The sequence below is a fragment of the Psychroserpens damuponensis genome (assembly GCF_000826655.1).
GTDB lineage: Bacteria > Bacteroidota > Bacteroidia > Flavobacteriales > Flavobacteriaceae > Psychroserpens > Psychroserpens damuponensis.
Genome location: NZ_JXJO01000009.1, coordinates 15,283 through 27,620, shown reverse-complemented (window position 1 = coordinate 27,620; position 12,338 = coordinate 15,283). Strand labels below are relative to the sequence as shown.

Annotated in this window: 13 protein-coding genes; 7 read left to right on the top strand and 6 right to left on the bottom strand. The window is 31.2% G+C overall.

Annotation, left to right across the window (positions count from 1 at the left end):
- Positions 1 to 16: 16 nt before the first annotated feature.
- The 7 genes from TD29_RS03830 (at position 17) to TD29_RS03800 (ending at position 7,525) form a co-directional block, all read left to right on the top strand.
- A complete protein-coding gene (locus TD29_RS03830) occupies positions 17 to 1,420 on the top strand; it encodes a tetratricopeptide repeat protein (protein WP_040279032.1) in 1,404 nt (467 codons plus the stop codon).
- An 86-nt stretch (positions 1,421 to 1,506) separates the two neighbouring features.
- Positions 1,507 to 2,502 carry a DUF368 domain-containing protein gene (locus TD29_RS03825; protein WP_040279031.1) on the top strand — a complete coding sequence of 332 codons (996 nt, stop codon included), beginning with the start codon at positions 1,507 to 1,509 and terminating at the stop codon, positions 2,500 to 2,502.
- Between the two features lies 1 nt (position 2,503).
- Positions 2,504 to 3,520: a DUF368 domain-containing protein gene (locus TD29_RS03820; RefSeq protein ID WP_040279030.1), complete on the top strand. Its 1,017-nt coding sequence runs from the start codon at positions 2,504 to 2,506 to the stop codon at positions 3,518 to 3,520.
- On the top strand, positions 3,517 to 4,257 hold the full coding sequence (locus TD29_RS03815; RefSeq protein ID WP_040279028.1) for a shikimate dehydrogenase family protein: 741 nt from the start codon (positions 3,517 to 3,519) through the stop codon (positions 4,255 to 4,257). Before TD29_RS03820 ends, TD29_RS03815 begins: the two co-directional genes overlap by 4 nt.
- 79 nt (positions 4,258 to 4,336) lie before the next feature.
- On the top strand, positions 4,337 to 6,349 hold the full coding sequence (locus TD29_RS03810) for a DUF349 domain-containing protein (RefSeq protein WP_040279027.1): 2,013 nt from the start codon (positions 4,337 to 4,339) through the stop codon (positions 6,347 to 6,349).
- A 3-nt stretch (positions 6,350 to 6,352) separates the two neighbouring features.
- Complete coding sequence (locus TD29_RS03805; RefSeq protein WP_040279026.1) at positions 6,353 to 6,925, top strand: hypothetical protein; 573 nt, start codon at positions 6,353 to 6,355, stop codon at positions 6,923 to 6,925.
- A gap of 135 nt (positions 6,926 to 7,060) precedes the next feature.
- Positions 7,061 to 7,525, top strand: coding sequence for a nuclear transport factor 2 family protein (locus TD29_RS03800; protein WP_040279025.1), 465 nt, complete (start codon positions 7,061 to 7,063; stop codon positions 7,523 to 7,525).
- 171 nt (positions 7,526 to 7,696) lie between these two features.
- On the opposite strand, the gene TD29_RS03795 is transcribed toward TD29_RS03800, so the two are convergent.
- Genes TD29_RS03795 through kdsB form a run of 6 tightly spaced genes read right to left on the bottom strand, consistent with a single transcriptional unit; the run spans position 7,697 to position 12,239 of the window.
- The gene (locus TD29_RS03795; RefSeq protein WP_152611457.1) at positions 7,697 to 8,494 is read right to left on the bottom strand and encodes a hypothetical protein; all 798 of its coding nucleotides are present in this window, start codon (positions 8,492 to 8,494) and stop codon (positions 7,697 to 7,699) included.
- 12 nt (positions 8,495 to 8,506) lie between these two features.
- Entirely contained in the window at positions 8,507 to 9,055 is a 549-nt protein-coding gene (locus tag TD29_RS03790) for a 1-acyl-sn-glycerol-3-phosphate acyltransferase (protein ID WP_040279022.1), read from the bottom strand.
- A 1-nt stretch (position 9,056) separates the two neighbouring features.
- Positions 9,057 to 10,139 (bottom strand): iron-containing alcohol dehydrogenase family protein, encoded by a 1,083-nt coding sequence (locus tag TD29_RS03785; protein WP_040279020.1) that lies wholly within the window; start codon positions 10,137 to 10,139, stop codon positions 9,057 to 9,059.
- 46 nt (positions 10,140 to 10,185) lie between these two features.
- Entirely contained in the window at positions 10,186 to 10,806 is a 621-nt protein-coding gene (locus tag TD29_RS03780) for a CatA-like O-acetyltransferase (protein WP_040279018.1), read from the bottom strand.
- Positions 10,806 to 11,510, bottom strand: a complete 705-nt coding sequence (locus TD29_RS03775; protein ID WP_040279017.1) for an HAD family hydrolase — start codon at positions 11,508 to 11,510, stop codon at positions 10,806 to 10,808. The genes TD29_RS03780 and TD29_RS03775 overlap by 1 nt, the downstream gene beginning before the upstream one ends.
- Positions 11,511 to 12,239, bottom strand: a complete 729-nt coding sequence (gene kdsB, locus TD29_RS03770; RefSeq protein ID WP_040279016.1) for a 3-deoxy-manno-octulosonate cytidylyltransferase — start codon at positions 12,237 to 12,239, stop codon at positions 11,511 to 11,513. It abuts the gene before it with no gap.
- Positions 12,240 to 12,338 lie beyond the last annotated feature (99 nt).

Below are 12,338 nucleotides of genomic sequence, written 5' to 3'. Positions count from 1 at the left end.
ACAATGCTATTTGCTTATGGAGTTTGGTCTACCCGAAGACAACAATAATATCTCGCTTAAAAAATTTGAATCGATGCTCAAAACGAATAATGTTTTGTTCTTTGATTCTAATGAATTTGAAAACATTATACATCACTATTTAGAAATAGGGAAAATAGCGTTGGCAAAAAAAGCGATTAAATTAGGTCTAGATCAACACCCTTCTTCAATCAACTTAAAACTATTTCAAACCGAAATTCTAGTATTAGAAAATAAGTTTGATGACGCCAATAAAGTACTTGAAGCGCTTCATGTTATAGAGCCAAATAACGAAGAAGTTTACATCCAAAAAGCCAATGTGTTATCTAAACAAGATATGCATGAAAAAGCAGTAAATACATTGTTGATTGCTTTAGATTTAGCTACAAATAATGAAGGGATTGGTGATTTGTATGCCTTAATTGGTATGGAATACTTATTTCTAGATCAATTTGAAAATGCAAAACTATATTTTAAAAAGTGTTTAGATATAGACTTAGAAGATTATTCAGCTCTATATAATATCATCTACTGTTATGATTTTCTTGAGGAACACAATGACGCGATTACATTTTTAAATTCTTATGTAGATCAAAACCCTTATTGCGAAGTAGCTTGGCACCAATTAGGCCGTCAATATGTAACCATTAACGACTTAGACAAAGCACTTGCTGCTTTTGAATTTGCTATAATTTCAGATGACAGTTTTGTAGGCGCATACCTTGAAAAAGGTAAAGTTTTAGAAAAGAAAAAGCACTTTTTAGAAGCTATTGAGAATTATAAAATCACATTAGCTTTAGAAGAACCAACTTCATTTGCACTGCTTAGAATTGGACATTGTTATGATAAATTAAAACAGTATGATTTAGCCGTACAGTATTATTATAAAACAGTACATGAAGACCCTTTATTAGATAAGGGTTGGATTGCAATTACTAAATTTTACAACAAGCAAAAGAATTATCAAAAAGCTCTATTTTATATTAATAAAGCTATAAATATTGATAGCGAAAATGTGGTTTATTGGAAACTCTATGCACAAATTAATTCTCGTCTTAACTTTTTAGAAGAAGCCGAACATGGTTATAAAAAAACTTTAGATTTAGGTAACTATGAGCTTCAAACGTGGTTATCTAGAGCAGATATTCTAATAACATTAGGAGAATTTGAAGCTGCTATTTTAAATCTGATTCAAGCTGCCGAATTTCATCCAGAAACTGCCGAAATAGAATTCCGTTTGGCTGGATTAAATTTTACATTACATGAAAACAGCAAAGGTCATTATCACCTTAAAAATGCAGTACTTCTAAATCATGAGTTTGAATATATCATCGAAGAATTATTTCCAAAAGTACTACAAAGACCAACAGTGAGAGAAATTTTATTAGCGGCTAAAAAGTAGTCATATCACCTATTTTTCTTTTGTAGTTTGAATCCAATAAAACGATTGGTATTTCCTATCTTTACTGTTCGTTATTACAATCAACTATGCAAAGACAATTTAAAGATTACTTTTTTATCTCACTTAAAGGAATCGCCATGGGAGCAGCAGACGCAGTTCCAGGTGTCTCTGGAGGAACAATAGCACTTATTTCTGGGATTTATGAAGAATTAATTTCTACAATCGCCAATGTAAATTTATCTATAGTTACAACGTTACGAAAAGAAGGGTTTAAAGCGTTTTGGACACAACTCAACGGAAACTTCTTATTAGCTTTACTAACAGGTATTGGAGTCAGTTTTGTGGTATTTATGCGTATTGCAAAATTTCTATTAGAACAACATCCTATATTAATTTGGTCATTTTTCTTCGGATTAATTATAGCAAGCATTTGGTTTGTTGGTAAGCAAATAGAAAAATGGAATCTAGCTACCATAATTGCCGTCATCTTTGGTGCAGTTATGGCCTATTACATCTCAACCTTACCTTCGTTAGGCGCAAATGATAATCCGTATTTTCTATTTTTAGCTGGTGCAATAGCTATTTGCGCCATGATTTTACCTGGTATTTCAGGCTCATTTATTTTAGTAATACTTGGAGCTTATAAAACCTTAAGTGATGCACTCCATGATTTTGATATAAAAAAAATCGCCATTTTTATGACTGGAGCAGTTATAGGATTATTAACCTTTAGTCGTGTTTTAAAATGGTTATTTAAAAATTACTACAACACTACTCTAGCGCTTTTAACAGGATTTATAATTGGATCACTTAATAAAGTTTGGCCATGGAAAAAAACGCTATCCGTTTTAGACGATAGAACTGGTGCAATTGAAGACTTCATCAAAATATCTGACGTAGGTACATTATCAATTTTTCAACAACAAACTAATGATTTTGAAACTTATAAAACGGTTTTAGAAGAAAGTATTTTACCTGGATCTTACTCTGGAGACGCACAATTATGGCAAGCTATTCTATTAATGGTTTTTGGGTTTTTAACCATTTTTCTTCTTGAAAAAGTAGGCGCCAAAAAACAATAAAATGCAAAGTACACGAACTCTCAAAGATCGTATTTTCTTAGTCATTAAAGGACTTGGAATGGGAGCTGCAAATAAAGTTCCTGGCGTTTCAGGTGGTGTTGTTGCTTTTGTGGCAGGTTTTTATGAAGAGTTTATATATTCACTTCAACGTGTTAATAAAACAGCATTAAAACTATTAGTTAACGGTAGGTTTCAAAGTTTTTACAAGTACATAAATGGTAAATTTTTAAGTCTATTATTCTTAGGAATGATAGTTAGCTACTTTAGTATTTCAAAAATTTTAGACTATTTTATTGAACACTTTGAACTCTACGTTTGGAGTTTGTTTTTTGGGATGATTATTGGCTCAATTTACTATATTAATAAAGACTTTAAAGATTGGAATTTTAAAAGTATACTATCACTTATAGTTGGTGTTAGCCTTGGAATTGCAATAAGTTTCTTAGATCCAGCCAAAGAAAATGACAATCTGTTCTTTGTTTTTTTCTGTGGTATTATTAGCGTTTCTGGCATGACGTTACCTGGATTCTCAGGATCATTTATTCTTATTCTTTTAGGTAATTATATTCTACTGCTTGTAGATTCGGTGAATGCCTTGTATGATACAATTTCAGATATGATAACAGGAGATTTCAGCTTTATTCAAAATGAAGTAAGAATAAGACTTCTTAAAGTACTCAGCGTATTTACACTTGGCTCTGTGGTTGGCTTAGTATCATTTTCACATATTTTGAATTATGTACTCAAACATTATAAAAGTATTACTACTGCATCCATTATTGGGTTTATTGTGGGTTCTTTAGGTGTAGTTTGGCCATGGAAGAAAACCATTTTTAAAACCCATGGTGACGGCTCCTTTTTACTAGATTCTAGAGGCGAAAAAATCATAACTAATTATGAACGCTTCCTACCTCAGTTAGAAACTCAAACATACATTGCAATTGTATATATCATTTTAGGCATCATCATTGTGCTCGCTCTAGAACGCTATGGTCAACACACAAAAACAAGTATATGAATAGATTAGGTTTAATTGGCAAAGATATTTCATACTCATTTTCTAGAGGGTATTTTGCAACTAAGTTTGAAAAGCAAAATTTACCATTTACTTATGAGAATTTTGATTTGCAGCACATTTCAGAATTTAAAAAACTCTTTACCAAACCTCATAATATTGTTGGGTTTAACGTCACGATACCTTACAAAGAAGCCATTATACCATACTTGGATAGCTTGAGCAAAAAAGCTAAGAAAATTGGAGCCGTAAATACGATTACAGTTGATAAAAAGGGCAAATTAAAAGGCTACAATACAGATTGCTATGGCTTTAAAAAATCAATTAAACCCTATCTTAAACCATACCATAAAAAAGCATTAATTCTTGGTACAGGTGGTGCGTCAAAAGCAATTGCTTACACACTTAAAGAGCTAGATATAACATTTGATTATGTATCTAGAACAAAAAAAACTGGTGTTAAATTTACTTATGAAACACTTACTTCGGAAATTTTACAGAAATACACCTTTGTTATAAATAGTACACCAATTGGAACACATCCTAATGTTGAAGACTGTCCGAAAATTCCATATGAAGGCATTACCGACAAACACTTTCTATTTGATTTAGTCTACAATCCTAGTGAGACAAAATTTTTAACCATAGGCAAATCTAAAGGTGCAGCAATCTGCAACGGACAAAAAATGTTAGAGTATCAAGCTGAAAAAGCTTGGAGAATATGGGATTTAACCCCTTAAACATTCTAAACAGCGACTTCTTTTTTGTAAATCAGACACTTGTTACTATATTAGCCTTCTAATATTAAAACATTGAAAAATGTCTGAGAATGATAACCTGCAAGAAGCAGATGGAAACAAAGCAATAAATTCTAACGAAGCACCTCTAACTTCAGAAGGTTCGCAACCTGAAAGTGAGCCAATTTCCGAAGTAACAAAAACGACCATAGAAGATGTTGTTGACACTACTACTGAAGAAGTAAAAGAAGCTCTAGAACCAGTTGAAGACACTAAAGTTGACGACGCTACCAAAACAGATGCTCACGTTGAAGAAATTGACGAGTCTAATGCTGAAGATGCTGAAGATGAAGAGAATATTGAACGACATACATTAGAGTCTAAAGACTACCACGCTATGTCTATGGAGCAGTTAACGATAGAGTTTGAGCAACTTATAGAAAACCATAAAGTACAAAACATTAAATCACAGGTTGAAGAGATTAAATCTGAATTCAACTCAAAATTTGATGCCTTACTAGACGAAAAAAAGGAAGAGTTTTTAAGTGAAGGTGGTAATGAAATTGATTTTTACTACGCTTCTCCTGTTAAAAAACAATTTAACAATGTTTTTAAAACGTATAGAAACAACCTAAGCGCTTATTATAAAAAGCGTGAAAATGATTTAAAAGGTAATCTAGAAAATAGGTTACAGATTATTGAAAAAATAAAAGGTTTGGTTAACGATGAAGAAAACATCAATACAACATATAAAATCTTTAAGGATTTACAAGAACAATGGCGAAATGCTGGTCCGATACCAAGAGACCGATACAATAATGCATGGAATTCGTACCATCATAATGTAGAAGTTTTTTACGATGTATTGCATTTAAATCGTGATTTAAGAGACTTAGATTTTAAGCATAATTTAGAGCAAAAAACTAAAATTATTGAACGCGCTGAAGAATTAGCTGCAGATAATAATATTAATCGTTCGTTTAGAGAATTACAAGTTTTACATAAAATGTGGAAAGAGGAATTAGGTCCTGTTTCTAGAGAACATCGTGATGAAGTTTGGGAACGTTTTAGTAAAGCCACTAAAACTATACATGACAAGCGTCAAGATTATTATGCAGATTTAGATAAAGCTAGTGAGAAGAATTTAGAGGTTAAAGAAGAGATTATTTCTAGGATTGCTGCTATTTCTAACGATCCTTCTAACGCTCATAATGCATGGCAAAAGAAAATAAAATCTATTGAGTTATTAAGAGAAGAATTCTTTAAGGCAGGAAAAGTACCTCAAAAAGTAAATGAAGCTACATGGGCTAAGTTTAAAGATGCGGTAAGAACTTTTAATCGTCAAAAAAATAGCTTCTATAAAAATCTCAAGAAAGATCAATATGATAACTTAGAGAAAAAGAAAGCGTTAATTCAAATTGCCTTAGATAATAAAGATAATGAAGATTTAGCTGCTACAACACCTTTGATGAAAAAAATACAAGGTGATTGGAAAAAAATTGGACACGTACCTAGAAAAGATAGTGACAAAATTTGGAAGCAATTTAAAGGAGCCTGTAATGCGTATTTTGATAGATTAAATTCTAAACGAGATGAAGCCAACAAAGAACTAATGGTCTCTTATGAGCAAAAAAATGCTTTGCTTAAAGAAGTGAATGCTTTAGAACTATCTGGTGATTCTAAAAAAGATATCGTTACAATAAAAGAAAAGATTGCAGCCTGGAAAGCTATTGGTCATGTACCTTCTAACAAACGATATATTGATGGTAAATTTAACAAAGCTCTTGACGCATTGTTTGGTAAGCTAGATATGGATAGAGCTAAATTAGAGATGATCAAATTTGAAAATAAGCTTGAAAGTTTAGCTCAACCTGGAGGAGATACTAGAGCTTTAGACAACGAGCAAAACTTTATCAGAAAAAAGATTGGAGATATTAAAGGTGAAATTATTCAATTAGAAAATAATATGCAGTTTTTCTCCAATGTCGATGATAACAACCCTTTAGTTAAAGAAGTCATTAAAAATGTAGATAAGCATAAAAAGAACTTATCCATTTGGGAAAATAAATTAAAGAAGATTAAGAGCATGTATTAATTGATGCAAGACTTAAAATCAAAATGGATTCAAAGTGAATTGGATGAATGGACAGAGTTTAATGCAATACAATTGCAAAACACACCATTTACAACTGATACTAAAGGTGTTTTAATTAATGGTTTTCCCAAATATGCTGCACCATTTTTGAGTTTTGATCTAGAGAATTATGATTGCAAATTTCAAACTATAAACGCTTATTATTCAGGATATACACTGAATCCTAAAACAAAACACTATTGGTTTTTTGGATCTGACGAAAATGGAAATCCAATATGTATAGATTCTAATTCAAATGATAAAATAATATTATTAGATCATGAGCAGGAATTTGAACCCATTCAAACCATTAACAACAATGTTTTAGAACTGTTTGCATGTCTGTTAGAATATAAACATTTTATAGATTTAATTAATTCTCAATTTGGAAAAGATGGATTCTTTGATTTAAAATATACGACCAAACATGTCAATGAATTGCAAAAAAAATTGGAGCGTATAAATTTGAATATTTTTGAAGACTCCAATTTTTGGCGAAGTGAAATAAACTTGCTTTTTGAAAACATAAAAGCTTAACTATAAAAAGACCATCATTTCTGATGGTCTTTTCTCTTTTTCATAGCAATTTAAAAGCAAATAAATGCTACTACTCTATTTACGTAACTACTTAAAATTTGGTTTTCATATACAAATATTGATTAACTTTAATTCATGAATTCAATTATAGAAAATTTTTACAGTGCATTTAAACATCAAGATGCAGAAACTATGGTAGATTGTTATCACGATGATATAGTTTTTGAAGATCCTGCTTTTGGAATTTTAAAAGGTGAGCAAGCAAAAAATATGTGGCGCATGTTAATTAGTTCTCAAAAAGGTAAAACGTTTAAAGTAGACTACTCAGATATAAACTCTAAAAACAATATGGGTAACGCAAAATGGGAAGCAAAATATAATTTTAGTAAAACTGGTAGACCTGTTCACAATAAAATTGTTGCACATTTTGAGTTTAAAGATGGTAAAATTATAAAGCACTTAGATACTTTTAATTTACACACTTGGTCTAAGCAGGCTTTTGGTTTAAAAGGGTATTTACTTGGAGGCACTTCCTTTTTTAAGAAAAAGCTAAATCAACAAACTAATCAACTATTAACTAAGTTTGAAAATAACTTATAAAATAAAAAAAGCTACCTAAATAAATAAGTAGCTTTTGTAATAATTAATTCTGTTTCTTTTTAGGGACTTACGTTTACTTTATGTTTCAGTATTAATTACACTATTTGTATTTCAAAATGTATGCCAAAGTAGTACATGTACTCTAATTTACAATTTGAATTCGTTCAAAAATTATTCGGCAAATATACAATTACTATCATCATCAAAAGCACCTTTTGTATCACAAATTTTAAATAATTTTTCATTTTTATAATACTTTCGTTTTGAATACTTACCATGTGCTTTGTGTAATTCAATACGATCAAAACCCTTGCTATCATAACTTATTTTAGCAATCCCAGATATTGGCTCATTATCAACATAATAGATATTATATAGCAATTTACCATCAGATCGAAATGCGATATGAGACTTTTGTTTTAGGCCGTAAATATCAATTACATTAATGGTGTCATTATTTACAACCTCATATTTTGGAGCGCCTCGTCTCACTTTATATTTATGTTTTGTTTTTTTAATAATCTCATCGTTTAATGTCACCACTTTTGGTTCTGATTTTAAATTAGAAATTTCATAAATCAAATCATATGTACAATTACATTCTACGAATTCTTCAGCAAACACCTCATTAACTTCGGTTATTGAATCATTTATTTTTATGGTTTCTTCTGAAATTTTAATAAAATTATGATACCTCAATTTAAGGGTATCATTAGCCATCGTTATTTCTCCTTTAGCTGTTCGTTCACAATTTGTTGCTACAACAATGTTATAAATATGAGATGTTTTTGTAATCGTGTGATTTAAAATACGATTTTGAATATTGTGCCTATTTCCGAAGTAAAACTCCTCACACTCTGACGATGTATATCTAATTAATTGAGGACTGTCTCCTTGAGCATTACAAAATATCGAAGTAAAACAGAGTAGCACAACATTAATGAAATAAAATATATGACGACTACTCACGTGAGAATTTAATTAAGAATACTGAGGTATTTTACCAACAACGCCTTTGTAAAACGCTTTCATAAATGCAAAATCTGCTTCCACATCATCTGTAGGATAAAACGGTTCTGAAATATGATTTTGTTTATTTTTAAAATCTAAAGTAAACATGATAATTGGTACATTGGCTGCTTTAGCAATGTAATAAAACCCTGTTCTCCATTCGTCAACTTTTTTACGTGTTCCTTCTGGAGCTAGAGTTAATCTAAACTCTTCTTTGTTTTTAAATAATTGGGCAATGGCTTCTACTTTATTTTGACCCGAAGTTCTGTCTAATGCAGCACCACCTATGGCTTTAAAATAATATTTTAATGGCCAAACAAACAATTCTTTTTTAGCCACAAAATTTGTTTTAATTCCTGTGACTTTCCGTAGATACAACCCGATAAAGAAATCATGCCAACTGGTATGTGGAACAGCAATAATAACTGCTTTCTTTACAGTGTCTTGAGAAAAATTAGTATTGCCTGTGACTTTCCAACCTAATAATTTGAAGTAAATAATACGAGCTAGCCATCTCATATTACATCTTTTGATAAAGCGCTCTCAGTGTATCTCGAGTAATAACTTGTTCCCAGTTTTTACCAATAGCGTTTTCCCACAATGGTGTTAAACTTAGAGCAACATCGATCATTGTATCAAACTCATCATCTCCTAAATGCGCACATATACCTTGAGGTATTGTGATATTATGCTTTTCTTTCATGGCTTTATACATGGCAACACCTTCTGGATAATACTCCTCCAAATGTTCAAAAACAATACAGTTTCCTACACCATGTTTTATTCCTAGAAGATAACCTAAGCCATAGCTCATGGCATGTGCCACTCCAACTTGAGAATAAGCAATGCTCATACCGCCATGCCAAGAAGCCATCATTAACTTATCTTGAGACTCTTCAACAGAGAGCGTATCAGACAAAAAGATTTCTTTACAAAGCTCTAGAGCTTTTTCTCCATAACTTTGGCTAAATGCGTTTAAAAACGTTCCGTTTAAAGATTCTATACAATGAACAAAACAGTCCATACCTGTATAAAACCATTGGTCTTTTTGCACACCTGCAGTTAATTCTGGATCTAAAATAACTTGATCAAAAGGTGTAAAATCACTGTTAATTCCTAATTTTCGTTCAGGACCAGTTAAAATTGTGGTTCTAGAAACCTCGGCTCCTGTACCAGAAATGGTTGGAACACCAACATGATATATTGCTGGGTTTTTAACTAAATCCCAACCTTGATAATCTTTAGCTTCTCCTTCATTAGTAATCATAATAGCAACCGCTTTGGCAAGGTCCATAACAGTGCCTCCTCCTATGCCTATAATACCAGATGGTCTATCTTTATGATTTAATATAATTTGCTCAACAAGCTCATCAACTTGAGATGTTTTGGGTTCTTCTTTAGAAGACACATAAATTAATTGATCTTCATAAGCTAATGATAATCTAGATGTTATTAAAGGGTTGCCTTTAAAAACATCATCTACCAAAAATATAAATGGAGCTTTTATATTTAATCGTTTAGGAGCGATTATATCTCCTAGCTGATTAAAACTGCCTCGTCCAAAAACGACTCTGGACACCATTGGATAATTTTTATAACTCATTTATTTGTCTTCTTTAACAAAAATAAAAACATAGTTGGATTTATCTTTATTTATTTAAATAATGTTGGAATTTTTCAGCAAATAATCCAATATGATAACCATCAACTAATGCGTGGTTTACATTTATAGATACATTCATCATCATTTTTCCATCATTTTCTTTAACTAATTTACTAAAAGCCAATTTGGGTACAGAATCTAAAACACCAGAAACAGGTTCTTTATGACCAGAGAAATTCATCCAAGGCATTGCAGAACAGTGAACACACATTAGGTCATTTCGTAAAGGAAATAATGCTCCTGTGGTTTCAATTCTATTTTTTTCTGAAATGAGATGACTTAAAAACTGGTCTAATTTGGTATCAAATTCTATATATGAGAACCCAAATGTTTGGTTTGATCGCATTAACGTTGCTGATGCATTAATGGTATCGTACTTAACGACCTGATCATCTATTATTCTCAGTTTTAATTCATCTACTTCGTTTATAGCTTTCATACAATCATGCAAGTACTTTCCGAAGAAAGAAACATTATTTGATTTTGCGTACAGATAGGCTTTACTTACTTCAACAGGAAATGTAACAGCAAAATAAGGATCTTTTAAGGTTTTAAAATGATCGTAATGCTGCTTGCGTTTCCAGGTATTTAAATCGATAATTTCCATTAATTCAAAATCGGTTTTAATTCTGATAAACGTGTTATCGTTTTATAGGCTTTATTTTTAATGTCATTCTCTCCTACTTGCTCATGCAACCATGTGGTGTGAAACGGAATATGAATTGCTTCTGCTCCAATATTAACTAGTGGCAAAATATCAGATTTTAACGAATTGCCAATCATTAAAAACTCTGAAGGTTCAATATCTAAATGATTTAGAACTTTTACATAATTAGCTTCTTGCTTATCACTCATCACTTCTATATGATGAAAATATGACGCTAAATTAGACTTTTCTAGTTTACGTTCTTGGTCTAATAAATCCCCTTTTGTTAACACAATTAACCTATAATTTTTAGATAATGTTTTTAAAACATCCTCAATTCCATCTAATAGCTCAACAGGTGCATCAAGCATATACTTACCAATATTTAAAATCTCGGTAATAGTTGTATTAGATACTTGATTATTTGAAATCTCAACAGCCATTTCAACCATAGACAAAACAAAACCTTTAATGCCATAACCATAGAGTGGCAGGTTTTCTATTTCTTTTTTAAACAGTTCTTGATCTATTTTGTTGGCAGTTTCATATGGAGCCATTAGTTTGGCGAACTTTAATTCGGCCTCACGAAAATAGGTTTCGTTGACCCAAAGCGTATCATCTGCATCAAAACCAATGACTTTTATATTTTTATAATCTGTATTCAATTATTTCCAGAGTTTTTTAGCGCGTTCTAGATCTTCAGGTGTATCAATTTCTACACCTTCTATTGTAGTCTCAACCATTTTAATTCGCTTACCATATTCTAAATATCTAATACACTCAATTTTCTCTGTAGCTTCAATAAATTGCATTGGTAATTTATAAAAATCTAATAAGGCTTCTTTTCTAAACGCATAAATACCTTTATGTTTAAAATAGCGTGCTCCTGCGTCTTTATCTCTAGGAAACGGAATTGGACTACGAGAAAAATACAAGGCAAAATTGTTTTGATCTACAATAACCTTAACCGTATTAGGGTTATTAATTTCATCCCAATCTTTAATTTCTACCATTAATGATGCTAAATCAATCTCCTTATTATGATCGTCTTTAAATGCTTTTAACACTTTTTCTAAACTCTCACGTTCTGTAAAAGGCTCATCACCTTGAACATTAACCACAATATCAACATCTAAATCTGCTACAGCTTCTGCAATGCGATCGCTACCTGATTGATGTTCTTTTTTACTCATAATGGCTTTACCTCCATTTGAAGTTATTTCATTAAAAATAATCTCACTATCTGTTACTACATAAACCTCGTCAAATAATTGAGTGGCAACGGTAGCTTCATAAGTTCTTAAAATCACGGTTTTACCTTCTAAATCTTGCATCAATTTAGCGGGAAAACGTGATGCACTGTAACGTGCAGGAATCATTGAAATTATTTTCATGTGAACAACATTGAGTGGAGTATCAAAAATAAAGATTTAAAATTAGTTAATGACTTAAATTTATCTAAAAAGAATTAACGAAGTTTGATTTTGTATCCA

Coding starts and splice junctions, on each gene's coding strand:
- TD29_RS03815 (WP_040279028.1), top strand. CDS start 3,517: ATGAATAGATTAGGTTTAATTGGCAAAGATATTTCATACTCATTTTCT.
- kdsB (WP_040279016.1), bottom strand. CDS start 12,239: ATGAAAATAATTTCAATGATTCCTGCACGTTACAGTGCATCACGTTTT.
- TD29_RS03800 (WP_040279025.1), top strand. CDS start 7,061: ATGAATTCAATTATAGAAAATTTTTACAGTGCATTTAAACATCAAGAT.
- TD29_RS03810 (WP_040279027.1), top strand. CDS start 4,337: ATGTCTGAGAATGATAACCTGCAAGAAGCAGATGGAAACAAAGCAATA.
- TD29_RS03790 (WP_040279022.1), bottom strand. CDS start 9,055: ATGAGATGGCTAGCTCGTATTATTTACTTCAAATTATTAGGTTGGAAA.
- TD29_RS03785 (WP_040279020.1), bottom strand. CDS start 10,139: ATGAGTTATAAAAATTATCCAATGGTGTCCAGAGTCGTTTTTGGACGA.
- TD29_RS03780 (WP_040279018.1), bottom strand. CDS start 10,806: ATGGAAATTATCGATTTAAATACCTGGAAACGCAAGCAGCATTACGAT.
- TD29_RS03830 (WP_040279032.1), top strand. CDS start 17: ATGGAGTTTGGTCTACCCGAAGACAACAATAATATCTCGCTTAAAAAA.
- TD29_RS03825 (WP_040279031.1), top strand. CDS start 1,507: ATGCAAAGACAATTTAAAGATTACTTTTTTATCTCACTTAAAGGAATC.
- TD29_RS03805 (WP_040279026.1), top strand. CDS start 6,353: ATGCAAGACTTAAAATCAAAATGGATTCAAAGTGAATTGGATGAATGG.
- TD29_RS03820 (WP_040279030.1), top strand. CDS start 2,504: ATGCAAAGTACACGAACTCTCAAAGATCGTATTTTCTTAGTCATTAAA.